General features: G+C 60.7%; 21 protein-coding genes and 1 riboswitch. All 21 genes read right to left on the bottom strand.

The genetic code is table 11. The annotated features are described in order from the left end of the window. Window positions 1-23: 23 nt before the first annotated feature. Window positions 24-626 carry a cob(I)yrinic acid a,c-diamide adenosyltransferase gene (gene cobO, locus AKL27_RS06995; RefSeq protein ID WP_050462073.1) on the bottom strand — a complete coding sequence of 201 codons (603 nt, stop codon included), beginning with the start codon at window positions 624-626 and terminating at the stop codon, window positions 24-26. 28 nt (window positions 627-654) lie between these two features. Further along, a complete protein-coding gene (locus tag AKL27_RS06990) occupies window positions 655-1791 on the bottom strand; it encodes a CobW family GTP-binding protein (protein ID WP_050462133.1) in 1137 nt (378 codons plus the stop codon). After that, on the bottom strand, window positions 1788-3374 hold the full coding sequence (cobJ, locus tag AKL27_RS06985) for a precorrin-3B C(17)-methyltransferase (protein ID WP_050462072.1): 1587 nt from the start codon (window positions 3372-3374) through the stop codon (window positions 1788-1790). The genes AKL27_RS06990 and cobJ overlap by 4 nt, the downstream gene beginning before the upstream one ends. A 28-nt stretch (window positions 3375-3402) precedes the next feature. After that, the gene (locus AKL27_RS06980) at window positions 3403-4176 is read right to left on the bottom strand and encodes a cobalamin biosynthesis protein (RefSeq protein WP_050462071.1); all 774 of its coding nucleotides are present in this window, start codon (window positions 4174-4176) and stop codon (window positions 3403-3405) included. Further along, window positions 4173-5000, bottom strand: coding sequence for a precorrin-4 C(11)-methyltransferase (gene cobM, locus AKL27_RS06975; protein WP_050462070.1), 828 nt, complete (start codon window positions 4998-5000; stop codon window positions 4173-4175). The genes AKL27_RS06980 and cobM overlap by 4 nt, the downstream gene beginning before the upstream one ends. Continuing rightward, on the bottom strand, window positions 4997-5776 hold the full coding sequence (gene cobI, locus AKL27_RS06970; protein WP_408609758.1) for a precorrin-2 C(20)-methyltransferase: 780 nt from the start codon (window positions 5774-5776) through the stop codon (window positions 4997-4999). Before cobI ends, cobM begins: the two co-directional genes overlap by 4 nt. Further along, window positions 5773-6957, bottom strand: coding sequence for a cobalt-precorrin-5B (C(1))-methyltransferase CbiD (cbiD, locus tag AKL27_RS06965; protein WP_050462069.1), 1185 nt, complete (start codon window positions 6955-6957; stop codon window positions 5773-5775). The genes cobI and cbiD overlap by 4 nt, the downstream gene beginning before the upstream one ends. Beyond that, window positions 6944-8584 carry a precorrin-8X methylmutase gene (locus AKL27_RS06960; RefSeq protein ID WP_083438911.1) on the bottom strand — a complete coding sequence of 547 codons (1641 nt, stop codon included), beginning with the start codon at window positions 8582-8584 and terminating at the stop codon, window positions 6944-6946. The genes cbiD and AKL27_RS06960 overlap by 14 nt, the downstream gene beginning before the upstream one ends. Then, window positions 8581-9288 carry a cobalt-precorrin-7 (C(5))-methyltransferase gene (locus AKL27_RS06955; RefSeq protein ID WP_050462068.1) on the bottom strand — a complete coding sequence of 236 codons (708 nt, stop codon included), beginning with the start codon at window positions 9286-9288 and terminating at the stop codon, window positions 8581-8583. The genes AKL27_RS06960 and AKL27_RS06955 overlap by 4 nt, the downstream gene beginning before the upstream one ends. A 26-nt stretch (window positions 9289-9314) precedes the next feature. Continuing rightward, window positions 9315-11288: a putative cobaltochelatase gene (locus AKL27_RS06950; RefSeq protein ID WP_050462067.1), complete on the bottom strand. Its 1974-nt coding sequence runs from the start codon at window positions 11286-11288 to the stop codon at window positions 9315-9317. Then, window positions 11289-15458 (bottom strand): cobaltochelatase subunit CobN, encoded by a 4170-nt coding sequence (locus tag AKL27_RS06945; RefSeq protein ID WP_050462066.1) that lies wholly within the window; start codon window positions 15456-15458, stop codon window positions 11289-11291. Further along, complete coding sequence (locus tag AKL27_RS06940; RefSeq protein WP_050462065.1) at window positions 15445-15783, bottom strand: (2Fe-2S) ferredoxin domain-containing protein; 339 nt, start codon at window positions 15781-15783, stop codon at window positions 15445-15447. Before AKL27_RS06940 ends, AKL27_RS06945 begins: the two co-directional genes overlap by 14 nt. Window positions 15784-15901: 118 nt before the next feature. Next, the gene (locus AKL27_RS06935) at window positions 15902-16678 is read right to left on the bottom strand and encodes a CbtA family protein (RefSeq protein ID WP_408609757.1); all 777 of its coding nucleotides are present in this window, start codon (window positions 16676-16678) and stop codon (window positions 15902-15904) included. After that, window positions 16641-16844, bottom strand: coding sequence for a CbtB domain-containing protein (locus AKL27_RS06930; RefSeq protein WP_050462064.1), 204 nt, complete (start codon window positions 16842-16844; stop codon window positions 16641-16643). Before AKL27_RS06930 ends, AKL27_RS06935 begins: the two co-directional genes overlap by 38 nt. A 197-nt stretch (window positions 16845-17041) precedes the next feature. Further along, a riboswitch (cobalamin riboswitch) is annotated at window positions 17042-17314 on the bottom strand. A 112-nt stretch (window positions 17315-17426) separates the two neighbouring features. Continuing rightward, window positions 17427-18881, bottom strand: a complete 1455-nt coding sequence (locus AKL27_RS06925; RefSeq protein ID WP_050462063.1) for a cytochrome c — start codon at window positions 18879-18881, stop codon at window positions 17427-17429. A gap of 3 nt (window positions 18882-18884) precedes the next feature. Then, a complete protein-coding gene (locus tag AKL27_RS06920) occupies window positions 18885-20537 on the bottom strand; it encodes a GMC family oxidoreductase (RefSeq protein WP_050462062.1) in 1653 nt (550 codons plus the stop codon). Window positions 20538-20539: 2 nt separating this feature from the next. Next, window positions 20540-21151: a sugar dehydrogenase complex small subunit gene (locus AKL27_RS06915; RefSeq protein WP_050462061.1), complete on the bottom strand. Its 612-nt coding sequence runs from the start codon at window positions 21149-21151 to the stop codon at window positions 20540-20542. A gap of 313 nt (window positions 21152-21464) precedes the next feature. After that, on the bottom strand, window positions 21465-21863 hold the full coding sequence (locus AKL27_RS06910) for a hypothetical protein (protein ID WP_050462060.1): 399 nt from the start codon (window positions 21861-21863) through the stop codon (window positions 21465-21467). Continuing rightward, window positions 21844-22098: a hypothetical protein gene (locus AKL27_RS06905; RefSeq protein ID WP_050462059.1), complete on the bottom strand. Its 255-nt coding sequence runs from the start codon at window positions 22096-22098 to the stop codon at window positions 21844-21846. Before AKL27_RS06905 ends, AKL27_RS06910 begins: the two co-directional genes overlap by 20 nt. A gap of 256 nt (window positions 22099-22354) precedes the next feature. After that, complete coding sequence (locus AKL27_RS06900; protein WP_050462129.1) at window positions 22355-23611, bottom strand: cation:proton antiporter; 1257 nt, start codon at window positions 23609-23611, stop codon at window positions 22355-22357. Between the two features lie 104 nt (window positions 23612-23715). Beyond that, the gene (locus AKL27_RS06895) at window positions 23716-24075 is read right to left on the bottom strand and encodes a hypothetical protein (protein ID WP_050462058.1); all 360 of its coding nucleotides are present in this window, start codon (window positions 24073-24075) and stop codon (window positions 23716-23718) included. Between the last annotated feature and the right edge of the window lie 166 nt (window positions 24076-24241).

The raw sequence follows: 24241 nt of genomic DNA, 5'->3' as shown, positions 1-24241 counted from the left end.
CTCCGCTGGCGCTTGCATGCGCATCAGAATTCCACGCCTTTCTGCGCCTTGATGCCTTGTTCCTTGTACGGATGCTTGAGCGGTCGCATCTCGGTCACCAGATCGGCTTGCTCCAGCAATTGTTCCGGTGCATGGCGGCCGGTGACTACGATATGCAACATCTCCCGGCGCGCGGCAAATGCTGCCAGCACTTGTTCCAGTTCCAGATACTGGTATTTGAGGACGATATTCATTTCATCCAGAATCACCATGTCGTAACTCGGATCGGCAATCATCCGCAGCGCCTCGGCCCAACCGGTCGCTGCCGTTTGCATGTCAGCATTGCGGTCCTGGGTATCCCAGGTGTAGCCGGCACCCACCACATGGAAATCGCAATTGGCATGAGCACCCAGGATTTCGCGCTCGGCACTGTGCAAAGCGCCCTTGATGAATTGCACCACGCCGAGCTTCATGCCATGCCCGAGAATGCGCATGCCCATGCCGAACGCCGCGGTCGACTTGCCCTTGCCGGTGCCGGTATAGACGATCAGCAAGCCTTTTTCCTTTTGCGCTGCGGCTTTCTTTTTTTCAAAGCCTTCCTTGTGACGCTGGGTCATGCGCTTATGCGATTCTTCATCCGTTTTCATTGCTGCTCCTGTTATGGGTCATGACGGCTTATTTCCATTCCGTGCCGGTACGCGCCGACAATAAGGCGGCCACCCGGGCGCGGCTGGCGTGGTAACCGATGAATACCAGTTCCGAACCGGCCGGCGGGTGCCGCGCGGCATCGTTGGCGGCTTGTTGCTCAACGTCGATCGTGACGCGGGCGCGTACGCCCTGCACCAGCATGGCCTGCGCGGTACCGGCCGCGTGCACGAAACCTTTGGTGCGCAATACCGGCTCGACGGTGGCGGCTTCCACCAGCGCCAGACGCAACTGTTCTGCCGCTTGTGTCTCTTTGCTGCGCAGCGTGAATGACAGCCAGCCCGGGTCTTGCTCGTGAAAATGCTTGTGCGTCGCCAGCCCGTGACTGTGCGCGCCCAATCCTGAATGAACGTGACCGTTCAGGCGCTGCTGATCGGCCAGCACCTTGCTGTCGGCACCGGGCAGGCGCGGCAGCGGCGTATAGGTGTGCTGATGGCTGTTGAGGGTCGGCTGATGCAACCGCAAGCCGAGCGCCAGCCGGATATCGAGTCGCGCCTGATACGCCAGTTCCAGAAAGCGCACGTTCGGCGCGCACTGGCGCACGCGCTGTTCGGCCTGCAACAGATCATCTTCCTGCAAGCTGTCGATTTTATTGAGCACGACGACGTCGGCGTATTCCAGTTGCTGCTCGAACATGCCGGCAATCGCATCGGTGCCGACGCTGTGATCTCTGCTGCGCGCAAAACGATCCGACAGCAACAAGGGCGTATCCACCACCGCCAGCGTCGCATCGAGAATGAAATGCGGTGCCAGTTGCGGGCCCTGCAACAACTCCATGGCGGCGGTCGGCAACGCCAGCCCCGAAGTTTCGATCAACACATGATCGACTTCCGCGCGCCGTGCCGCAATCGCCAGCATGGTCGGGATAAACAACGCATCGTCGCCGTAGGCAATCAGACCATAGGGAAAATCGTGCACCCGCACATGACCGCTGCTTCCTTCTTCGTCCGCACGCAGCAAGTCGCCGTCGATAGTGACCGCGCCGAATTCATTGATCAGCAACGCCAGCCGCCGGGTTTGGCGGCGCTCCACCAGACTGCGCAACAGCGTGGTCTTGCCGGCGCCGAGAAAGCCGGTGACGATGGTGACCGGTATCAACTTGTTCATGTTGACATTGGTGCTGACACGCATGCCGGCATCCACGCCTGCACCTGCCGGCTGACCTGTTCAAAGTCGGCAGCCTGCAACGGATATTCGAGTACCGGCCGGCGTACCGTCAGCATCCGGATACCGAGCGCTTGCGCAGCGTCAGCCTTGGCCCGATAGCCACCGGCAACACCGGAGTCCTTGGTCACCACGCAATCAATATTCCAGTCACGCCACAAGGCCTCATTGAAACCTTGTGAAAACGGCCCCTGCATGGCGCAGATATGGCTGCGCGGGATACCGAGATCGATCGCGCGCTGGATGAATTCAGGTTCCGGCGTCACACGCACGAACCACATTTTTTCAGCCGCACCGGGTGCATGCAGAAAACCGGCCAGGTCCTTGGAGCCGGTTGCCAGAAAAATCCGCTGACTGCCGGCAATCGCAAGGCGCGCGGCCTCGTCCATGCTGTTGCAGATATCGCCGGCATGGTCGTCAGCCTGCACTGCACTGGCGCGCTCATAGCGTACATACGGCAATTCCAGACTGGCTGACAAGGCCATCAATTGCTGCGACATCAGGGTCGCATAAGGATGCGTCGCATCGACAATGGCGCGCGCCCGCGTGCGCTGCAAGACTTGCTTGCGCGCTTCCACCCCCTGCCGGCCGGACCAGACCGTGACGCCGGGGCAATCCTTGAGCGCCACCGCACCGCCATACTCGGTGGCGGTCGATACCACTACCGGATGTCCTTGCGCCGCCAGTTGTGCTGCCAGTGCGTTACCGTCGCTGGTGCCGGCAAAGACCCACACCGCCTCCTGCGGCAGATGCGCACTGTCGTCGAGCAATGCCGCCGGCGTCGCTTCATTGGTCCAGTTGTTGTAACCACGCGGCGTGAAGATCCAGTCGCGCTTGCGCTGGGTGAAACGGTTGCCGATCACGATGCTGGTCAGCATGTCGAATTGCAGTGCCGGCAATTCATCGAGCCGATGAATGCTGACCTGCTGGCCCGGGCGATAGGCGTTTTTCACCACGCCGCACAAGGTATGCGGTGCCTTCGACTGCAACATGATATTCAGGATTTTGTACACGCCTTCCTGGCGGCCGGCGCTTTGCACGTTGTACAACACGCACGCCAGATCGGCCTGGGCAATGTGGCTGGCACGATTTTCGATCCACTCCCACGGACACAGCAAATTGGACAGACTGAGCGTGGCGAAGTCGTGCGACAGCGGCGAACCCAGCAAGGAGGCGCAGGCATTGGCCGAGGTCACACCGGGAATCACATTGACGGCGTAAGTGTCATCCTCGCGCATATCATCGAACGCCAATGCCGCCATCGCATAAATGCCGATATCGCCGCTCGAAATCAAGGATACCCGTTTGCCGGCGCGCGCCTGCTCAATCGCCAGCAGCGCCCGTTCGCGTTCCTGCGTCAGCGGCGGCGTATGAATTTCCTTGCCGGCCAGATGCTCGCCGATCCAGCGCAAATACAATTCGTAAGCCACGATCACTTCACTGTCGCGCAAGGCCGCAATGGCCCGGGGCGCAATCAGATCGTCGAAGCCCGGCCCTACCGATACCAGATTCAATACACCACGCATTACTGTTCTTTCATATTCATTATGTGATTCATTCCTGTGCGCCGCGATCTTCGACCACCGCCACCGTCACGCCATCGAATGCCATCTTCGGCAATGCCAGCGCGCCGCGCGGACTGGCAATCAGCGCACACGGTTCGCACACGCCTTCGACACCGATGTTTTGCATCACCCACTCCGAAGGCTTGGTGACCCAGGCGCGGGCGGCAATGGTGGCGGTCGCGATGATGCGCAACGGCAAATCGTTGCTGGCGCAAAATGCCAGCAAACCGGGTTCGTCCGCTTTGACATCGATGGTCGCCACTTCCCGCACTTCCTGCAAACTGCGACCGCCCAGCTTGTCGAGCGCCAGTGCCACTGCTGCACCGATTTGCCCGGCGCTGGCCAGCTTGCGGCAACCGATGCCGAGCACCAGCGGCTTGAGCGCTTCGGTGGCCGTCGTGACTACCGGCACCGCGCCCGTGATCGCCGCCACCCGGTACGCCAGCCGGTTGGCACCACCTTCATGTCCGGCCAGCAAGGCCACCGCAAAGCGTGCCGCCTCATCCACCAATACCAGTGCCGGATCGCTGTATTTATCCTGTGGCAAGCCATCCAGAAAGCGGACCGCAATGCCGCTGGCGCCCACCATGATCCATTGGGCATGATGACGATAGGCGGCCGCGAATTGCTGCTTTTGCGGTATGCCCTGATTCAGCCACGGCCGGTACAAGGTGCCGTCCAGTTGCGCCTGCATGCGCCCCGCCAGCCGTTCACCTTCGGCTCTGACGATCCAGATCCCCAGCGGCGACTGCGGCGCGCTCATGATGACGCCTCGGCAGTCACCGTCTCCGGCTCCGCTGCGAGCACTTCACTCTTGCCTTTGCGGGTTTTCTTGACGACCCGGAACAAGTGCGTGAAATCCTTGGAGTACAAACTCGACTCCACCTGCTGGCCCTTATCCAGCGCGGCACCGACCAGCATCATGGTGGTCAGGTTCCAGGCGCCGCGTTTGGTTTCTTTGAGAATGGTGCCAAGCGTGCCCTGATAACTGCGCTGGTCCGGCCAGCTGGCGCGATGCACCAGTGTCACCGGCGTCGTCGGCGGATAGTGCAGCAACAGATCGGTAACGATTTTTTTCAGATGCGGTCCCGACAAGAAGATGCACATGGTGGCATGATGCGCCGCCAGCAAGGCAATCGATTCCAGTTCCGGCACCGCAGATGCCCGTCCGGAAACACGCGTCAGAATCACCGTTTGCGACACTTCCGGCTTGGTCAGCTCGGCACTGACAGCGGCCGCAGCAGCAGTGAATGACGATACGCCCGGCACCACTTCGTATGCAATGCCGAGTGCTTCCAGACGCCGCATCTGTTCCGCCGTCGCACCGTAAATCGCCGGATCGCCCGAATGCAGGCGCGCCACATCCATATCGGCGGCATGCGCGCGCTGATAACACGCTTGCTGCTGTTCCAGATCCAGTTGCGCGGTATCGATCAGTTCCGTGTCCGGGCCGCAATGTTGCAACATTTCTACCGGCACCAGCGAACCGGCGTACAACACCATCTTGACGCGCCCAAGAATCCCGGCGCCGCGCAAGGTGATCAGGTCGGGAGCGCCGGGACCGGCGCCGATGAAATATACCTTCATGATTGATGCCTCTTTTCCAATGCATTCTTGCGGATCAGCATGGTCGCCAGATACCCGCTCGGGGCGGCGGCGCAGCTGGTGTCGAGGGTGCTGACATCGCTCGCCAGCACTTCACCTTCCAGACCGATGCGCCGCGCAAAAGCGCAATGCTGCGCAATGCCCATTTGTTGCAACAATTCCAATACCCACGGCAAGCGGGCCCCGACTTTCATCAGCACCACGATGTCATGACTCTCGATTTCCTGCCGCAAGATAGCGGCGTCCTCGGGGCACGGCAGGATAAGCGTACGCTCTTTTCCGGTCCCCAGCGACCAGTCCAGTGCGGCAGCTGCCGCGGCATAGCTGGTGATGCCGGGAAAGGTGTGGTGCGGAAACTGCGGCAACAGATCGCGCAGTGCTGCCAGCACGTAACCGTAGGTCGAGTAAGTCAGCGAATCACCAATGGTCAGATATGCCACACTGCGGCCGGCGCGCAGTTCGGCGGCGATCTCTTGCGCCAGTTGCGCATAGTGTTCGGTCAGCACGCTGCGATCCGGATCCATGTTGAATTCGATTTCACGCAAGCGGCCCGGATTGCGTTCGAGGCCGATATCAATCCCGGCCAGACATTGCAATGCCACCGACAGCCCGGCACCGCGCGCGCGCGGCGCGTAAATCAGATCAGCCTGTTGCAAGGCTTGCAATGCCGCCAACGGCAAATAGCCGGCCGGACCGGGGCCGACGCCGATGCCCCACAACATGGCCGGCGCGGTCGCCTCTTGTTTCATTTCAGTCATGCACCTGCTCCAAGCAAATTTCCATCCAGATCGAACAAGCGTACCTCGACCCGGTCCACCGCCGGCAAGCGCTGTTGCGCCAGTGCCGCAATACGGTCTTCAATCTCCAGCCAGAATGCTTGCGCACCGGCTTCATTCTTCAGCAGCAGGATGATCGCCTCCACCGTGTTGGCTTGCTGCATGGCGGCAATCAATTCAGGCGCAAATCCCAGCACCGGCACCAACCCGGCAGCTACCCGCGCTACCCCGAGCATGGCCATGTTGCTCTTGCTGGAATGCGTGTCCCACACGCCATCCAATACCTTGGCCAGTTTGCCCGGATGCCCGGCCAGCCACAACACCGGCAAACGCCGGCCATGTTCGGTCAGCGCCTGCTGCGTGAAATCCAGCGCATCGCCGAGAAAATTGGCGATTTGCACGCTGCGCGGTTCCGGCAAGCCCAGTATGTCGCGCGCAAATACGCGTCCGATCTTGCCCGGCAGATACGCCACGCTGTCGACCACGCCGCCGCCCTCGGCCGCCAGTGCTACGCGGATATACACTTCAATCGATGCAATCCAGGATGCCATCGACATCGGTTCGACAATCCCCGAGGTCCCCAGAATCGAGATGCCGCCGACAATGCCGAGTCGCGGATTGAAGGTCTTTTGCGCAATCACGGCGCCGTTTTCACAACCGATACTAAGATCAAAGCCCTGCCCGGCATGCGTTTCGCAACCGCCTTGCGCCAACTCTTCCAGCACTTCCTGCACCGCCAGCCGCATCATCTGGCGCGGCACGGGATTGATGGCCGCTTCACCGACCGCCACCCGCAATCCGGGTTTGGTCGCGGTACCGACACCTTCAGCGGCAAAGAAGCGCAGACTGCCAACATCATTCTTGCGCACCTCGGCAAAAATGATGGCGCCATGAGTATTGTCCGGATCGTCACCGCCATCCTTGAGCACCTGGGCGCGCACGCTTTGTTGATCCTGCCATTGCACGTCATCCACCGGCACCAGCAAATAATGCCGGCCATCCGGCAAACTGACTTCAGCCCGGGTCACACGCAACTGCCCCAACAACATGTACAGCGCGGCCTTGACCGCCGCCGTCGCGCAACTGCCCGTGGTGCGTCCGCGCCGCAAGCCATTCGGCGCCAGCACCGTCAAATCGAATTCGGCGCGCTCACGTTCCAGCATAAGGCGTGCCATCGCCGGTCTGTCCGGCGGCCAGCAAATTGACCGCGTCAATCATCAAACCATTGACCACGCTGGCGGCCCACGGTGAGCCACCGCGCGTGCCGCTGTTGGTGATGCGCGGCACCTGCAGGCAACGCCGCAGATCATCCTTGCTTTCGCGGGTGCCGACAAAACCGACCGGCAAGCCGATCACCAGTTGCGGTCGCCAGCCGTGATCGCGAATCAGGCGCGTGGCTTCGACAATCGCGGTCGGCGCATCGCCGATGGCCAGTACGATATCGTTGCCGAATTTTTCCCAGGCCCGTCGCATGCCGGCGGCGGAACGGGTAATGCCCAGGGTTTGCGACATCAGATGCGATTCACGGTCATGCACGCCGCACCAGGTTTCAATTCCCAGTTGTTCCACCAGCGCCCGCTTGAGGCCGGTCTGCACCATGGTGACGTCGGTCACCACCCGTTTGCAACGCAACAGCGCGCGGATGCCGGCATCAACCGCGCCGGCCGAAAAGTAGATGTCGTCCACCGCGTGAAAGTCACCGCTGGTATGTACCAAACGTTGCAGAATGGTCAGATGGGCCGGATCAAAACCGGACCAGTCACGACCGGCAGCGATGATCTCGAAACTTTCGGCTTCGATCGGATGCGGTACATAAGCCGCAAACGGCAGCGGCGTCTCCGTTGCGGTTTGCGCCTCCTTCTGCAACAAGCCGCGCACCGGCGCGTGATGCGCACGCTGCGGCTCGCCGATCTGCTCTTCGAAGCCGACGATCTGCACCCGGTACTTGCACAAGGTGCAATTCATGTCGGCGCGTCCCTCGACGGCTTCACGGGCGCGTTCCAGCATCACATCGGCAACCGCCGGATGCACGCCGAGATAGCCCGCCTGCAATACTTCCAGACCCGGCTCGCGCTGCTGCAGATCGGCAGCAGCGGCATAGATGCGTTTCACCAGCACGCCGTCAAACAAAAAGAACGGCAACACGACGATGCGACTGAAACCGAGCAAGGCAGCGGCGCGCAAGCCATCTGCCACGAGCGGTTTGGCACTGCCGGAATAGCACACGTACACACCGCCGAAACCCATGCCTTCTTCCAGCATGCGCGCCAGCTTGGCCACTTCACCATTGGCATCGGGATCGGTGGTACCGCGCCCGACCACCACCAGACAAGTGTCATCGCGGCGCACTGTTTGCGCGGAGCCGGCTTCCGCTTCCAGAATCCGTTGCTGCGCGGCCTGCAACAGTTGCGGATGCAGACTGAGCGGCGCGCCAAAATGAAAATCGATATCGGGATGGGCTTGCGCCAGTGCCAGCAATTCGGCCGGCATGTCATTCTTGGCATGGCGCGCCGCCAGCAGCACGCCCGGCACCACTGCCAGCCGTCGCACGCCTTGCGCCAGTGCCGCTTCTACGGCGGCGCTGATGGTCGGAGTGGAAAACTCCAGATAGCCGTGGCTGACCGCATGGCCAGGTGCCCGCGTCCGCACCAGTTCCACCAGCGCTTCGAATTCACGTACGGCATCGGCATCGCGGCTGCCATGGCCGGCGATCACGATGCCATACGGCAATTCATCGGCTAATGTCGTCGTGGTACTCAATCCGGCAACGGTTGCTGCACGCAATGTCATTTCACCTCCGGCGGCGGTTCAATCTGGCTGGCCATCGGCGCCGGAGTCCGGATCAGCATGATGCTCATGTCGCTGAATTCCTTGTCGGCGCATGCCGCCAGTGTGCCATGCCATTCGGCTTCGGCGCGCGTCAGATTTTCCCAGACTTCGGTCGGATGATCTGCGGCGACGCCGTTTTCCAGCAAATATGCAGCGATGTGACGCGGCATGAAAGAGCGTGCCGCATCCCATGGGCAAGGAATCACGATGGCATTGCGGCCATCGTTGAGCACATGCACCAGATGACGCTTGAACGGCGTCAGGTCGCCGCGCCGGTGAAAGGTGATGAAGGTGGTTTCGTCGAAACAGACCTTGGCACGCGACGCCAGTATCTGCGCCGAGGAAATGCCGGGCAAGGTTTCCACCGGATGACCGCAGGCGCGCTCGACCCGCTCCAGATATTGAAAGCCGCTGAAGTGAATATCGCCCATGAACACCACCACGCAGCGTTTGCCGGCATGATGCGCAGCCGCCACCAGATCCAGTTGCGCCACCTGATCGCGATAATTCATCAACACCACTTCCGCCGTCGCCGGGATGATGCTTTGCACCACGTTCACCACCGCGTCGAAACCGGCCACCACGTCGGCGTTGCGAATCAATTCGGCGCCACGCTGGGTCAGATAGCCGATATCGCCGGGGCCGGCACCGATACAGATAATCATGCAAATTCCTCTTCAATAAATTAGTCTCAGGACGCGCAACGCGCCCTGATGGTCAGCGCCAGGTTGTCAGCCGACAGCGCTTCCAGCGGCAGGCATTCGGCACCGAGCGCTTGCGCCAGCCGCGCCGCCCGTCCGAGCCGCACATAGCCGGTTTCAGTATCGAGCACCAGTGCGGCAATGCCGGCAGCCGCAATCTCGGCCGCCAGCGCCAGCGTTTCTTGCCACGCATCGCCGCCCGTGCTCAGTGGCACATTGGCTTTGCCGTCGCTCAGCAATACCAATAGCGGCGGTGCATCGTCAGCAGCTTGCTGCAACAGTTGCAGGCTCAGTTGCAAGGCATGCGGCAACGGCGTGCGACCGCCGGTTGGCAATGCGCGCAGACCTTGTTCGGCTTGCTCCACACTGCGCGTCGGCGCCAGCAACAATTCTGCCGTCTCGCCGCGAAAGGCAATCACCGCCACTTCGTCACGCCGTTGATAAACATCGGTCAGCAAGGCCAGCACCGCGCCCTTGACCGCTTCCATGCGCCGTTGCGCGGCCATCGAACCGGAGGCGTCGACCACGAACACGATCAGGTTGGCGCTTTTGCCCACCCGTACTTGCGCATGCAAATCTTCCCGCACCAGTTGCAGGCTGCTGCCGCTGTTACCACCGGCAGCCTGACGCAATGCAGCGCTGCGCAAGGTGGCGCCGACTGCCAGGCTGGCCGGATTGCTGTCAGGGACGGCGCGAATGCTGCGGCCGCGCTCGGCGTCCGCCGCCTTGCTGCGTCGTCCGGCATGCTGTGCCGCACGCGGATCGGCAGCGCTATCGACTTTCAGCGTGCGTGCCGGTCCGGCTTGCGCCACCGCAAACAATTGTTCACCCTGCCCCTCATTGCTGTCGCTGTTGTCGTCGTTGCCGGCATCCTGTGCGTCGGGTTCAGCGCCGCCGTCATTGTCTGCCTCGCTGTCATCCCCGGCCTCGCCACCTTCAGCTCCGGCAGGCGGCGCGGCCTGCTGCATCAGCTCGTCGAGCTTGTCCTGATCCAGTCCCGGCTGTTCGAACGGCTTGCGCCGTCGTCGGTGCGGCAACACCAGTCCGGCGGCATTGCGCACATCCTGCGGCGTCACCTGCAAACGGCCATCGAGGGCGGCAAACGCCCTCGCGGTTTTGTGCATGACGATATCGGCCCGTAAACTGGCGACTTCAAATTCGCAGCACAAGTGGCTGATCAGGTCGAGCAATCCATCGGCCAGTACCACTTGCGGCAACACGCTTTGCGCCTGCGCCAGCGTGGCGCGCAAGTCTTGCTGAGCAAGCTCCCATTGCGCCACATAGGCTGCGGGATCGGCTTCATAGGCAATTCGCCGCCGGACCACTTCAACCCGCTCGGTCTTTTCACGCGGCGCGGCGACATCTACCATCAGGCCGAAACGATCCAGAAATTGCGGCCGCAGATCGCCCTCTTCCTGATTCATGGTGCCGATCAGCGTGAAGCGCGCCGGATGTGTCACCGACAAACCTTCGCGTTGTACCGAATTGACGCCCATGGCTGCCACGTCGAGCAGCACATCGACCAGATGATCGGCCAGCAGATTGACCTCATCGATATACAAGATGCCGCGATGCGCCGCCGCCAGCAAGCCTGGCTGAAACGTACGCTGTGCCCCTTGCAGTACGCGTTGCAAATCGAGCGTGCCGAGTACCCGGTCTTCGGTAGCGCCGAGCGGCAAGGTCACGAATGGCACCGGCCCGGTATTTGCCGCTGCCGCCTCATGGCAAACCTCGCACTCGCCATATGGCGCATCGGGATCGCAATTGAAGGCACAACCGGCGCGCCGCGTGATGGCCGGCAAGACTGCCGTCAATGCGCGTGCCGCAGTACTTTTGGCGGTGCCTTTGTCGCCCCGGATCAAGACCCCGCCAAGACCCGGATCGACCGCGCACAACAGCAAGGCTGTCTTGAGCTGCGACTGACCGACGATCGCCGAAAAAGGAAAATAAAGCGCAGTTGACATCTATGCACCACGCGGTGTTTCGCCGCGCGCCTCAAGCAAGGTTTCACTGTGGAGATACAACTCGCGCAACTGCGCCAGTGTCTGTTCTTGCGGTTGCGCCCACATGCCGCGCCCGGCGGCTTCCAGCAAGCGCTCGGCAATCGCATTCAAGGCCCAGGGATTGGCCTGTTCCAGAAACTGTTGCATGGTCGGGTCGAACGCGTAACTGGTCGCCAGTTCTTCATACATCCAGTCATCCATGACTTGCGCCGTGGCGTCGTAGCCGAACAGATAATCCACGGTCGCCGTCAATTCCAGCCCGCCCTTGTAACCATGGCGCTGGATGCTGGCCAGCCATTTCGGATTGACCACGCGCGAACGGAACACGCGCAGCGTTTCCTGTTTCAGATCGCGCACCTGGGCCCGCGCCGGGTCATGACTATCGCCGAAATAATGGCGTGGCTGCTGACCGGTCAAGGCGCGGATGGTGGCAATCATGCCGCCGTGATATTGCAGATAATCATCGCTGTCGAAAATATCGTGTTCGCGATTGTCTTGATTGTGCAAGGCTACCTGCACCCCGCTCAAGCGCGTGCGGAAAGCTTCACGCTGGTCGCTGCCCTGCGTGTCGCGACCATAGGCATAACCGCCCCAGTTGACATAGGCTTCGGCGAAGTCGGCATCGGCTTGCCAGTTCTTTTCCTGAATCAGCGGCAAGATCCCCGCGCCATAGCTGCCCGGCTTGGCGCCGAACACGCGGTACGCGGCGCGACGTGCAGCTTCCGCCGGCGCCAGACCCTTGACGGCCCAGCCGGCGACTTCCTGCAAATAATGCTTGCGCACGAAGTTATCGGTGGCAGGCTCGTCGAGTGCGATCACGGCATTGACCGCATCGTCGATCAGTTCGATCAATTGTGGAAAGGCATCGCGGAAAAATCCGCTGATGCGGGTGGTCACATCGATGCGCGGACGTTGCAACTGCGCCAGCGGAATCACTTCGATGCCGGACACCTGCCGATTGCCCGGACGCCATACCGGACGCACGCCCAGCAGACACAGAATCTGCGCCACATCGTCGCCATGGGTGCGCATGGCGCTGGTGCCCCAGATACTGATGGCAACACTTTCCGGATAAGCACCGGTTTCGCGCACATGGCGTTCCAGCACTTCACGCGCCAGTTGCTGACCGACGCGCCATGCCGATTGCGACGGTACGCTGCGCGGATCGACCGAGTAGAAATTGCGGCCGGTCGGCAAGATATGCGCCATGCCGCGTGTCGGCGAACCGCTCGGTCCGGCCGGTACATAGCCGCCGGACAAACCACCAAGCAGGTTGTCGATTTCATCGGTAGCGCGATGCAGATTCGGCACCAGTTGCCGACAGACGAAATCCAGAATCCGATGCAGTGCGGCAAACGGATCTGCGCCATTTGCGGGCGCATTTTTTTGCATCGCCGGCGGTGCTGCGGCAGGCGTTTTCGGCATCAATGCGCGCTGCCGTACTTGCGACAACATGCTGCCGCCGCTGCGGACCGCACTGACTTGCATGCGCGCCGCTGCCACTTTACCGTCGGCCACATGGGGAAACAATGCCGTCAATACTGACGCAATCGCTGATGACTGATACTGTTGCACCTGCAAATCTTGCATCAGTTGCAGACACAGCGCATCAATCGCTTCGATTGCATCCGCCCGCGTCACGATGGCACGTTGAGCGATACGTGCCAGTGCTTCATCCGCATTCAGGCGCTGACCCTTGTGTTCCAGCAGCATGTCGAGCTTGAGACCGAACAGCCGCGCCACCTCCTCCTGCAAACCGGGAATATCCTGATTCGGCAAGCGCGTGAGCGACACCAGCATGTCTGGCATCTGCTGCTGATCCGGCGTCTGTCCGAGCGTATGCAAGCCATCGCGGATTTGCGCTGCGCCGAGTTCGCACAGATAGCCGTCGAGATCTTCGATCAGATGCGCCACATCGGCACCGCCCATGCTGCTCAGGACTTCCGGCAATTCACCGTCGTGTGCGTGCGAATGATCGTGATCATGGTCGTGATGATGGTCGTGTCCATGATGATGGCCATGGTCGTGCGCATGGCCGTGATCATGATCATGGTCATGGTCATGATCATGATGCAGCAGCTTGATCTGCAGATCGGCATCCAGATTGGTGGCTTTGACCAGTTCCCAAATCTGCTGTTGCAGCAACGGCAGTTTCGACGGATCCAGTATTTCCACCTGATAATACTCATCCACCAATTGCGTCAGTTGCGCCAGCGCGCCATAACTGTCGGCAGTCGTCATCGGCGGCGTCAGATGATCCACCACCACTGCATGTCCGCGACGCTTGGCTTGCGCCCCTTCGCCCGGATCATTGATGATGAACGGGTAAAACAATGGCATGTCGCCCAGCAAGGCATCCGGGAAACAATGCTGCGACAAGCCGACGCCCTTGCCCGGCAACCATTCCAGCGTGCCGTGCTTGCCGACGTGGACAATCGCATCGGCGCCCCATTCGTCACTGAGCCAGCGATACAGACCGTAATAATGATGCGTCGGCGGCAGATCGGGCTGATGGTAAATCGCATCCGGATCCATACCGTAACCGCGCGGCGGCTGCAAGGCGATGAATACATTGCCCAGCTCCAGTCCGGCCAGCGCCAGCTGCCCGTCATGCACATAGGCCTCGCCCGGTGCCGCGCCCCATTGCGTTTGCATTTTCTGTTGCAAGACCGGCGGCAATTCGGCGAACCATTGCGCATAGCGCGCCGCCGGAATCCGTGCCGCGTGCTGCAATTGCTGCTCGGTCAGATAGATGTTGTCGTAGGAGCAACGGTCAACCAAGGCATGAATCAACGCCGTGCCGCTTTCCGGCAAATCGCCAATGGCATAGCCAGCTTCGCGCATGGCCGTCAGAATGCGCATCAGCGACGCCGGCGCATCGAGACCGACAGCGTTGCCGATTTGTGAAGCCTTGCTGTTGGAATTGGTAAAAATGAACGCGATCCGCTTGTCGCCGTTGGCGGTGTGCCGCAAGCGCGCAAAGCGCGCCGCCAGGCCGGCAATGCGTGCCACGCGATCGGCCAGCGGCCGGTATTCGAACAGCGTCGCCAGATCAGTATCGCCCGCCATGCCGGCCGCCGGCGCCTTGAATGACAGCGGTACCGTAATGATGCGGCCATCGAATTCCGGCAGCACCACGTTCATGGCGGCATCAAGCGGATTCATGCCGCGCGTCGATGTTTCCCATTGCTCCTGCGTCATGCCGCTGGTCATGGCTTGCAGCACCGGCACATTCAATTGTTCCAGCACCGATACCGACCAGCCGGCCGGGGTCGGCCCGCCCGGCGTAATTTCGCCCATGGCAAACGCGGTGGTGTTGATCACCACATCGACATGCGCGCCTGCTGCGCCGGCTGTTGCGGCGGCGCTGAAATAATGCAGCGCCGCCGGCAATCTGGCATCACCGGTGGCGCGCAAAGAAGACGTAAATACCGGCAAGACATCCATGCCACGCTGTTCCAGTCCGGAAATCAAAGCATCAATGAAGCGCGTATTGCCGCTCATCCAGTGTGCGCGATAAAACACAATGCCGACCGCCGGCTTGCGTTTTTGCTTATCCGGATTGGCCGCGCTGCGCCAGCACAGCCAGTCGCCGATAGCGGCATCCGGCTCCAGATCGGGGTGATAAATGCCGTGTTCGGGCAAGGCCACGGCGCTGTCATAGCCGAAGCCGCTCAACAGCAGATGGTCTGACAGATAGCGCAACAACTGCGCCAGATTGACGCTGCCGCCGCCATGAAAATATGCCAGCACCTGTTGCTGCACATCGGGCGCAACAGTCGATACCGCGGCCAGTTCGGCATCCGGTTCACCGGCACCGCTGACCGCGATCAGATGCCGGCCGCCGGCCTGAGCGTGCCGCAACAAGGCGCCGAAACCAGGAACGCTGCCGAGCCGGCCCAGCACCCGCAGAATGATGATTTCCACACCGGCCAATTCACCGCTGAGCAAGGCGTTGAGGTCGGCGTCATGCTCCAGCGCCTGCAGGTTGACGCCGTGGGTACGTGGAAAATCCGGCGGCAATTGCGTCAGGGCGTGGTGCAAAATCCCCAGATCACTCGGCGCATGCGTCAGCAAGGCAATCCGGACCGGTGTCGCGTTGACGGCAGAAGACATATCAACCCTGTTCATTTTCTTCGGTCACCACGTCGCCGCTGCCGAGACGATGGAAAATCAGTTCACTGACTTCATGGCCGCCCACCAGATGCTCCACCACCACGCGCTCAATCGCGGCAGCATCCTGACAGCGATACCAGACGCCTTCCGGATACACCACCACCACCGGCGCCTGCGCCTTGCACGCCACCATGCAATGAGTACGGGTGCGCTTGACGCGCAACTCGGGACGCGCATCGATCTGCGCGCCGAGTACCGCGAACATGGCTTCGGCCAGCACACCATCTTCGGTGCAGCGCGGTCCGGTACACATCAGTACGTGCCGGGTATGGGTTCTCATGATGCTTTCTTGATCTGCAGCCGGGCTGCCGGGAATGTGCGATGGATTGACGCTGCATCTTGCCGCCAGCGGCGCTGGCCCGACAACAGAGCCGGCGCCAGTGCAAGGCAGCAGTCGGTCAGGCGAATTTCTTGTAAAAGAAGCCGGTCAGTCCGCCCAATGCCAGCCAGAACACCGCATTGGCAATCGCCGTGGCCTGAATGAAGGCCAGCGCCAGCGATTCCGGTGCGGCACTGGCATGCACTTCCGGCTGCGGTGCGCCGACCAGATGTGGCACCAGCAACAGCACCAGTCCCAGCAATTTCAGCAAGCGATGACGGGCGTAGACAAAGATGCCGAGGCCCAGCGCGGTCGAACCGGCTGCCAGCAACCACCACAATTGTCTGTCATGCAACGGCGCGGCCTGCGTGCCCGGCACTTCCGGCGGCAAACCGAGCGACGGCGCCACGAAAAACACCAGATAACCGGCAGCTCCCCATAACAAACCGGAACGCCAGCCGACCTGCCGTCCGCTGACGCAGATCGCGGCTGCCAGGAACAAGGCGAAACCGATAGCCATGCTGATATTGGCCAGCACCGTATAGCCGGTGCGCTCGACACCATTGGCCGGCTCCCAGGCATCGGCTTCATGGTCGTGCTCGTGGCTGCGGATGGCTGAGGTTTCCGTACTGTGGTCGTGACCTGCGGCGGCAGTGGCAGCCTGCGCCGCTTCTTCATACACTTCCGCCTGCAAAATGATTTTCGACACCTGCACCTGCTGCACCGCCGTCAGCAAGGCGCCGGCCAGTACGCCCGATACCAGCACCGCCGCAGCGATGCGCTTGAATACTGCCAGATTGATCATCAATGCAACCCGTTCAATGGCACGGGAAGCCGGCCGAATGGCGACCGTCATGCGCAGCGTTATGCAATTCGACCTTGGAGGCAAAGCCGGCGGCATAGATCAGTGCCGCACCGAGTACGCAAGCCAGCAGCGCCGGCAACAGACGGTCTTGCCACAGCCGGCTGCCGGCAGCGCTGGTGGCAACATTGGTGACAGCAGCGCCGGATAAAGATGACATGTTCTGTTTCCTCTGGTGTGGTGTGACGCGCCGGGACACGATATCCGCAGCAACGCATGGCTCTGCATGCAAAGCCATCAAAATCAACACGAAGGAATGGAAACGGGTGCAGGAAAGCAGTCCGCCCGATCGCCCTCCGCGATACAAACTTACGAACTCATTCCGTGAACACCGCGCGCGGCGGCGATTGCATGCAATGAGTGTTGTCACCGAGGGCCGGTCTCCGGACTGGCGAGCCGGACCGAATTTCCATTTCCCTAAGGAAATTGAAATTCGTCCGCGATTTGCGCCTTCCCATGCTGTGCACAGTGGCTGATTGCAAACCGTTGACTCGCTTACCGTTGCGGGGGCAGTGCAGGAATTGCCTGCGCGGGACGGACCAGCCGACCGGCAGACGCACCTGCTTCCCGTTTAAATGTTCTGCGCGAACAGGTCTTTGCGCAGAAAATACCCAAGGCGATGCTACCCGCGCAGTATAGGTGTGACGCTACAAACTTGCAAGCCGCGCCAGCTCTGCCTTGGCCGGTTTTACAGTCCGGCCGCGGCCTGCTTATTCCAAGGTCAGATGCCCGGGCGCTTCACTCAGGGCCGGCGGCGCCGGCGACGCAACAAACCGGCGATCAGCAACAAGATTATCAGAACGGCAATGCCGATGACCGGGATCATGTAGGGTTGCGTTTTGGCCAGCAAGGGTTTGGGCCCGCCTTCCCGCGCCACCGCCACGTCATGGGCGGTCACCTTCGCTTCCGGATTGCCGTATTGCTGCAATACATAGTTGGAAATCGCGGCAATCTGATCGTTGCTCAACGGATTGAGATAAGACATGCTGTCGAAGCGCGGCATCATGACTTCCTTGTCGCCCACCTTGCGTTCGACCCCATACAGGATGGTCGCCACCAGATTGGCCGGATTGGCTGATCCGGTCGCAGTATTGTGAAACAGCGACGGATAATTGCCATTGTCGCTGCCGCGTCCGCTGGCCTGATGGCAACTGGCGCAATAGGCACTGTAAAGCACCGCGCCGCTATCCAGGCTATGGCGCTCATTGGGTCCGCGCGCACCGCGCAGACTGGCTTCCATGCTGCGCGCCTGACCAAAATCATGCGCCGCCTTGACATCGGTTGCAGTGCGGATCGGTTTGGTGTTGCGCAGATAAGCCACCAGCGCCGTCACGTCGTCGTCATGCAGATACTGCAAACTATTTTCGATGGCCTCCGCCATGCCCCCGGCGGCTTGACTCTTGCCACGCACATGACCGGTTTTCAGATAGGTCCGCAAATCGTTGTCGCTCCAGTCACCAATGCCACTGACTTTGTCGGAAGTGATATTCGGCGCATACCATGGCCCCAGTGCCGCACCGCCCAAGGCTTGTTTCTTGTCTTCCGCCATCAAGGCGTTGCGCGGCGTGTGGCAGGCACTGCAATGCGCCAGCCCTTCGGCCAGATAGGTGCCGCGATTGATTTCCTGCTTCTGGCTGCCATCGGCAACAAAACGCCGGTTATCCAGAAACAGCAGATTCCAGGCCGCCATCGAGGCCCGGATATTGAACGGGAACGGCAAGTGCGTCGCCGGCGGCGCTACCTCGACCGGTTTCACCGCTTGCATGAAATAGGTGTACAGCGCATGCACGTCATCATCACTGAGCAAGGTGTACGAAGTGTACGGCATGGCCGGATACAGATGACTGCCGTCAGCCCGCACGCCCTCGCGCAAGGCGCGTGAAAATTGCTGCTCCGTGTAATTGCCGATACCGCTGGTTTTGGACGGCGTGATATTGGTCGAATAAATCAGACCCAGCGGCGATGCGATACCGTAGCCGCCGGCAAACGGCGCGCCACCTTTGGGTACGGTATGGCAAGCCATGCAGTCGCCGACCACCGCCAGATAACGCCCCTGTTCGATCAGCGCCGCGCGGGTGCCGCCACTGGGCAACGGCACGGGCTCAGCTTGTTGTGCCTGGCCGGTACCTGCCGCCAGCAGCAAGCCCACGGTGACCGCCACCAGACGGCAACGCTGCAGCAATTGATTGCGCCCCATGATTCAACCTTTCGCCAGCGTTTGCGAGATGGCATCGGCGGCTTTCAAGCCCAGCGCCGCCATGCTCAAGGTGCTGTTGACCACGCTCGCCGACGGCATCGCACCGCCGCCCGGCAACCACAAATTGGCGTGATCGTGGGTACGGCAATTGCCATCCACCACCGAGTCATTCGGATTGCTGCCCATGATGTTGCCGCCCATGATGTGATTGTTCGCATTCAGGCTGGTGGTGATATCGAACTCGACCGCCTTGAACAAGCGCCCGATCTCTTCCAGTTGCTTATGTGCCGCCTCGGCGCCACGCCGCACGTAATCGCCGACGTCGTAGTGAATGTCCGGGCACGCCAGACCCAGCGGATCGCGCCGGGTCGGACTCAGGGTCAGGCGATTGGCAGGATCCGGCAACGGCTCAAGGCTGATGGAGAGATCTACGCCATAAGCAGCACGACGGCGGATTTCATCATCGAGTTCTTTGCCTACCAGCCCCAGTTTCAGCGCTTGCTGCGTGGCCGGACCGACCCGCGATATATTGTTCAGGATCATTTTGTTGGCAGAATATTCCGAGCGGAATTTGCCGTCGCGCGGCCCCACCAGACAACTGCTCTGCGCCGGACCGCGCCCGGTCCAGATCGGCTCATTGGCCAGAAACGTGCAATGGAATCCGGAGTGGTCCATCATGTTGCGGCCGACCTGATCCGAGCTGTTGGCAATGCCGTTCGGATTGCGCGGATTGGCTGCCAGCAATAACAGCCGTGGTGTTTCTATACTGTTGCAGGCGAGCACGAAGGCCTTGCCGCTGGCGCGATGCGATTTCTTGCCGGCGTCGTACCAATGCACGGCGGTGACACGATTATTGTCATCCGTATCGATCTTGTACACCACCGCTTCCGCAATCACTTGCGCGCCCTTGCGCTCGGCGCTCTGCACATGGTTGATGCCGCTGTACATGGCGCCAATCGGGCAAATCGGCTGGCAGTTATTGTTGCCGCAGCAGGCCGGCCGTTCTTTCCATGGCTTGACGCTGCGTCCTTGCGGAATCGGCACCGAACGATATCCATACGGATTGACGATTTCGGCAAAGCGCTTGTCGCCATAGCCCCACGGCACCATATCCATCGGATACGGCTGGCTGCGTTCAACCGGCGATTGCAATGCCGGATCGTTGGGCCCGGACACACCCATTTCCTGCTCGGCGCGGCAATAGTAGGGTTCCAGTTCCTCATAGGAAATCGGCCAGTCGCGGCCGACACCATAGGCACTCTTCATGCGCAGATCGACCGGCAGATGGCGCCAGCACGATGCCGCCCAGTGCCAGGTAGTGCCGCCCACGGCGCGCAGATAACCTTGCTGAAAACTGCTGCCGCTGGGGCCGCTCAAACCGACGTAATCATTCTTGGGAAAGTACAGCGGCGCCGGCGCATTCGGCGCTTGCGGATACAGTCCCTGATAATCGGAACCGACACGATTTTCAAATGGCATGTTGCGCCAGTTTTCCACTGCCTGGCCGCGCTCGATACGCAAACCTGCTTCCAGTATCAATACCGAATATCCCTGCCCGGCCAGTTGATCGGCGATCATCGCGCCGACCACACCGGATCCGACCACGATGACATCGGCAACGGCATTGCCGTCGGCTTCAAAAATAGGTGATTTCATGTTCAAGACTTTCCTGGCTGCTGCTTCGGTTCAGGCGTGCCAACGGTAGACGGGGCACTCGCTGCCGGCCGCTCTTGCGGCGCGCCGACACCTGCTTCAGGTGGTGCTTCGGTCCACCAGCCACCGCCATGCGTGCAATAAGTAGGCACTTCCTGTGCATCGGCGGTCGGCCGGTACATCAGCGCTTCGTAATACGAAACCACGGTGGCTTTGGCGCCGCTGCCGATGGTGCCGGTGTACCAGGCAGCCACAATCGCCAGCGCGGCCTCGCGCAAACCGGCCACGGCGGATGCCGATTCCAGCAACGCCTTGGGTTCCTGTCCCGGCTGCACCAGTGCACTCAGGCTGGCAACCTGCGTAGCGAAATCGGGATTCAAACCATGCAGCGCGACTGCCATGCGGCCAGCGGTTTCGGGGTTGAGATCAGCATGTCCGGTCAAGGCTTTCGATAACGCCAGAAAGGCGCCGCTGGCCACTGCCGTATTGGCATTGCCAGCGCCGGCGTTGGCACCGCTGGCGGTCGGCGGCACCGACTGACCAATCGAAAAACGCGGCATCAATGCGGCATCCGCCAAAAAGGCGGCAATGCCGATCAGCAAGGTGCGTCGTGACAAGATGTGCGAGGCGGAACGAGAAGAACCGGAAGAGCTGTCGGTCCCGGCGGCAAGCGCTGCGGACGGTAGTGAGGCAGTTGATGTATCTGACCCGGAAGAGGTTCGGGCGGCGGAAGCACCGGAAGTGTGGACGTTGTAACGAGGATCAGATGGCGTCATGCGCGAGACTCCGATCCGTTGTTCAGTGTCATCATTCGAATTCCTTCTGGGTATCGATGCAACGATGTTACTCCAAACATAAAAAGCAAATGCAAAAAATTTAAAGACATAACGATGTTGTTTTGTGGTCGGCGCGTTGAGCGCCGGCATCCTTTTATTTTTTCGGTGGCGTCAGACTGACCGGATCGCTGGCGGGAAACGTATGTTCCAGCGCATCATCAAGTTCCTGTTCGAGGTGTGCTTCGCGAGCGCTTTTTTTCTGCCGCGCCAAATCCTTTTCATCCGCTTCGACAATGTCTTCGGCGACACCGTTATCGCTGGCAATCTGTTCCACGGCTTCCGGACTTTCCGGTGCCCGCGGTGCCGTCGCCATGCTCACCGAGGCGCGTTCGCCGGTGCCATGCGAGTCGCTGTCGGACTCCGTTGCCAGATTGCATACATCGCTGCCGCTGTCGGAGGTATCTCCAGGTCCCAGTGCGCGATTGCCATGTCCTTTTCCCAATTGCCGGTCGGCAGTCGAAAAAATGTCCGGATCAAGGGTGCTGGTGACCATGATATTTCTCCTGAAAAATGATATTGAGGCAGGCCAACTTCGCGCTGCCTTGTCTGACTTGTCTGACCTGCGCCGGCGGGTTCAGGCTGCGCAGTTTGATCGGTATCTCAGCCGGCTCCGGCGCACGTCGTTCAGGATCCGGATTGCGCGGCGGGTCTTCTACCGGCGCCGGCTCACGTACCGGCAGATCGGGCGGCAATTCTGCCGGATCGGGGATCTCTTGCGGTGTATGCATACCGGGGGTCAAGTCGGGTTTTGATGCGGGATGGGTTCCTGGCGCGGTGTCGGATCCAGCGGCGGCACCTCCAGCGGGGGTACGTCCTGCGGCTTGTGTTGGCATAGCGACATAAACATCCTTTCATCATAAATGGAGCACATGCTTCAGGATAGGACAAAATCACCCAATGTCGATATCAGACAAACGCGCTTTTTCACTTCCATAACACCTACAAAAACAAGGGAGAAAAAATCGAAAGATTAATCAATGGAAGTTACGATTTGCGCGACTGCGAACGACGATACATGCGCATCAAGGGTGTCGCCGAAATGCCGTGCAACACGATCGACATTGCCACCACGGTCAATACATCGGTCGCAATCCGGCGCGTCAATGGCTGGTCCCAGTATTGCAAGGAAAAACACAAATAATAGAGGGAGCCGATGCCGCGGATGCCAAACCAGGCGATCAGCCAGCGGTGCACCGCCGAGGTGTTGGAAGCAGTCAGGGCCATTGCCACCGACAGCGGGCGCACAATGAAAAACAGCAACAGCGCCAGCAACGCCCCTTCCAGCGAAACACCGGTCGCCGACAATAATATGCCCAATAACAACACCATGAAAAATTCGGCAAAATGTTCCATTTGCTGATTGAAACCGAGCACGGTCTGCGTCAGATATACCGGCGCCTGCTCCGGATCTGTGGCAGCTTCGGTACCCGAACCCGAGGCCGCGACAATCTCACCGGCGCTCTTGTCGCCACTGCTGGCCGACTCCATTTGACGCATCGCCAGACCCGCCGCAAACACCGCCAGAAATCCGATGCCGTGGACCAGTTCAGCCAGGCCATAGGACAACATGACGATGCCGATTGCCATGAATTCTTCCATGCCGAGCGCGAGCCGGAAGCGCTGGCGCATGAGTAGTACCAGCCGCGACAAGCCCCAGCCGACCAGCGCACCGCCGGCAATGCCCGCTGTCACCCCCCATGAGACATGCCACCAGAAGGCTGCGCCGCCGTATGACTCAGCCTGCGGCACGCCGAGCAATGCCAGCGCCAGCATGATGAACGGAAAGGCGGTACCGTCATTGAGTCCGCCCTCGCCGCTCAGACTGAAACGCAAGCTGTCGGGATCATCAATATCTTGTATTTGCACATCGGAAGCCAGTACCGGATCGGTGGGCGCCAGAATCGCTGCCAGCAACAAGGCCACGGCAAACGGCAAATCAAACAGGAAGGCGGCGCACCAGGCCAACAAAGGAATGGTCACCAGCATGGCCAGCACGCCGAGCCGGAACGGCAGCCACCAGAGACGGTTGCGCCACGCCACCCGCAATTTGAGGCCGACCGTAAACAGGGACAGCAACAAGGCCACGCGCGTGATGACGGTCAGCCATGACGACTGCGACATCAGGTCCACTGCAATCAGGCCGCTGCCGCCCGGGCCCAGCAGCCAGCCGACCGGCAGATAAATCATGGCGGCGCTGAACGGTAATTGCTGCAACATCGGCTCCAGAAACACCATCGACATCAGCAATACGCCGGCCAGCAAAAAATAAATGGTTGGAATATCGATGATGTCTCCCGGTGCTTACGATGACTTGCCGCCAGGGCCGTCTGGCAAGGTGCCGCGCTTCAGCCTGGCGGCACTTTGCTGGGCGGCGCCGTGGGCGCCAGTCCGTCATCCATACTGGAACCCGGGTCTTCGCTGCCGTCCGGGGCGATCACGGGTATCGTGCGCCCTTTCGGCGTTGCTGCCGGCGGCACAATCGGTTGTTCACGCAACAGGTCGGATGAGGTGCCGGGCAATGAGTCCGGCCCGGAAGACATGTCACGCGTCAGTTGCCCCTTGGCATCGCTGCTGAAATTGTCGTCACGCGGATCGGTCTCGCGCCCGGTAAGATCGCCGCCGGCCTGTTGATCGGTAAAGCTCGGACTACCCTGTTCCAGCGGTCGTCCCAGCGGATCGGTGTACTTGCGCTTGGGTGTATCCATGGCCAGCTCCTGTGAAGGTGAGGAAAGCGAGCCAGACTCGCGACACTGCGACACTGGCTCCCTGCATCATAGGCCGGCCACAGCCGCCACGCTGCCGGACAAGCACTGCTTTGGCTGTCAGCGTAAAAGCCGGGTGCGGCGCAAAGGACGATTGAATGACGATTGA

Source organism: Herbaspirillum autotrophicum (assembly GCF_001189915.1).
GTDB classification, from domain to species: domain Bacteria; phylum Pseudomonadota; class Gammaproteobacteria; order Burkholderiales; family Burkholderiaceae_D; genus Herbaspirillum; species Herbaspirillum autotrophicum.
This window is presented reverse-complemented; position numbering and strand designations above follow the sequence as displayed.